Origin of the sequence: Porphyromonas catoniae ATCC 51270, from assembly GCF_000565015.1 — a bacterium.
In the GTDB taxonomy this organism is placed as follows: domain Bacteria; phylum Bacteroidota; class Bacteroidia; order Bacteroidales; family Porphyromonadaceae; genus Porphyromonas; species Porphyromonas catoniae.
This window is the reverse complement of the sequence record NZ_JDFF01000007.1, coordinates 1-2,084: the sequence shown is the minus strand read 5'-3', so window position 1 is coordinate 2,084 and position 2,084 is coordinate 1. Positions and strand designations below refer to the sequence as shown.

Genomic DNA, 2,084 nt, shown 5'->3' with positions numbered 1-2,084 from the left:
TCCCCCCCCCCCCCTCAACTAAACAACTTTTTATAGTAAATAGAAGCAGGGACACTGCATGGCGTAATAAGCCATGTGGTGTCCCTGCTTCGTTATGTACAACTAAATTATAAGCTAAGAAATGAGACAATTCTTATTGGTCTTAGTTGCTGGTGTAGTACTCCTCTCTTCTTGTACGAAGGATGATGCTCCAGAGACTAGACTTATTCCCCAGGGGAGTACAATCTCCTTAGATGTTATAGCCTCTACGCCCGAGACTCCCTCCAAGGCAGAAAAGTCCCTTCGGTCAGTAGACTTCTTCATTGATGGGGCAGAGAAGGTACGAGCTACACTCAAGGGAAAGACCACAGTAAAGGTACACACCTATATTTATAGCGGTTCTACTCTTGTTTGGGATGGCGATCCAGACTGGAGTGTAAAGGAGGATGGCAAGACCCTACAATTAAGCAGAAAGACCATCGAGCTACGTGGTGCGCTTGACCCCAGCAATGCTTCCTTAGTCGCTATAATCTCTGATGCTACACATAGTAGCACTACGCTCAACATCAGTGGAGGGACTAACCTAAAAGCTCTAGTAGTAGATAATACGGGCAATACTAAAGCCTCACTCCCTGTTCCCTTTGTCCTTGCTACAAAGCTTGACCTACGGGATAATGAGCTGACAAATAAGAGTCAGCTAACTCTCGCTGATCGTAAGTTTAAGCCTAAGGGCTACCTACTCCGTATCAAGCTCAGTAATGAGACTACCGATCCTGTTAAGATTACAGGGGTATATGTAAGTGGCTATGGACACTCACAGGCTTCCCTTTCCCCTCATGTAACTGGGGCAATGCTAGGCATTGGTCAAAAAACAGAAAAGATATATCCTATTGTTGATGCTTCGGGGACAGCTACCAGCATATCTATACCAGGGAATGGGGTGAGTGATAAAAGCTTGCTCCTTTGGTGTGGGAGTAGTCCATTCTGGAGTAACTTCGACTTAGAGTATAAAGATCCTAGCACTCCTGTGATGGCAGGAGTAGAGCAAAAGGCTACTGCCTACCAAGAGGGGAAGGTATACACAGTAAATATTGTATCAGGTACCATTCCTAATCCTCTTAGCTTCTTCTCCAAGTACCCTGTTGCAAAGAACGGGACGGAGCTAACCACAGAGATAAGACCCCCTGTTGACTACTTAAACCCTGAAGGTACCTACTATGGGTTGTTCTCTTACAAGGAGGCACAAGGAGAAGTGGATCCAGATCAGGCAGCAGGGCGCCCAGTAGTAAATGTCACTACTGGAGAGTATACAAAGATGGCAACTGTCTACCAGTGGTTGTCAATATTTCCCTCAGACGGCTTTCCATGGTTCAGTTATAGCGGTTCTGATAATGACCCTGATTATCTATCTTCAGTTAATCGAGTCAGGGTTGGAAATAGAGACTACCGTGTTAGGGTTTCATATACACTCAGACCCGACCCACACAACCCTTATGGTAGCTCAATGGGCTACGCACTAGGATTCCAGAATCCGCGTACCCTAAATAGAGCGAGTTGTTATGCTTTTAGATACAGGAGTGCCTTTGACAAGTATCCGAATATATATGGAATTATCGTCGAGGCTAAATATGTGGGCTCACGTGTCTCATCTGCTGGCGAGCTTCATGGCCTACCCGAATCCTTTTGGTCAGACGCCGAAAGAAGGGTATTTGTTAGTTCGGGCTCCTGGATGGCATTCGAGCCCGAATGGTACACATACCCCATAGGGACTACTGGTCCTCGCTACTACGTGAAGGGAGAGAGTTTTGCTCGTGCTATTTTTGCTGGAGTAATGACCTCGGAAGAGGCTTACTCACGTGTCCCTTCAATGAAGACAGCTTTGAGTTATGTTTATCTCTACAAGGCAAATTAATCTCATTATGGAAAAGGAAATCTATCAGCAACCTCAGGCTGAGCTTATACATATCAACCACCCGCTCTCCCTTCTCCTGGATCTATCTGCGGATGGGAACCTTGGAGACTTCGAGGATGGTGGCGAGTTCTAGGACATTGTTTCACATCGTATACACTAATAATCATGCTGAAGTTTAAGATTGGCAAGAAGA

General features: G+C 45.7%; 2 protein-coding genes. Both read left to right on the top strand.

Going from position 1 to position 2,084, the window contains the following annotated elements:
- The first annotated feature begins 121 nt into the window (after window positions 1-121).
- On the top strand, window positions 122-1,891 hold the full coding sequence (locus HMPREF0636_RS01035) for a hypothetical protein (RefSeq protein ID WP_155807254.1): 1,770 nt from the start codon (window positions 122-124) through the stop codon (window positions 1,889-1,891).
- Between the two features lie 7 nt (window positions 1,892-1,898).
- Window positions 1,899-2,024, top strand: a complete 126-nt coding sequence (locus tag HMPREF0636_RS08525) for a hypothetical protein (RefSeq protein WP_005468350.1) — start codon at window positions 1,899-1,901, stop codon at window positions 2,022-2,024.
- Window positions 2,025-2,084 lie beyond the last annotated feature (60 nt).